This window comes from Ferrovum myxofaciens, assembly GCF_000735045.1.
Lineage (GTDB): Bacteria > Pseudomonadota > Gammaproteobacteria > Burkholderiales > Ferrovaceae > Ferrovum > Ferrovum myxofaciens.
The window spans coordinates 1-271 of the sequence record NZ_JPOQ01000646.1 but is presented as its reverse complement, the minus strand read 5'-3'; the positions used below and the strand labels follow the sequence as shown (position 1 = coordinate 271).

The 271-nt window shown below is 57.9% G+C and carries 1 protein-coding gene; it reads left to right on the top strand.

Features of this window, described 5'->3' with window-relative positions; all coding sequences use genetic code 11:
- On the top strand, nt 1–271 hold a 271-nt coding region (locus IV91_RS0115510; RefSeq protein ID WP_035419254.1), incomplete at both ends, for a Crp/Fnr family transcriptional regulator.

Sequence of the window (271 nt, the reverse complement as noted above, 5' to 3'; positions counted from 1 at the left end):
CAGCCGGGCAGTGGTGCAAAGTGCCGGCAATGCCTACCGACTGAAGGGTCAGTTTCTTAAAAACGAGTTTTTCCGCGCGGGTCCGATGCAGCATCTGTTGCTGCGCTACACTCAGGCCTTGCTGACACAAACGGCACAAACCGCGGTATGCAACCGGCATCACACCCTGGATCAGCAGTTCTGCCGATGGCTCCTGCTGAGCCTCGATCGTTTGCCCTCCAACGAACTGATCATGACCCAGGAACTGATCGCCGCCATGCTCGGGGTACGT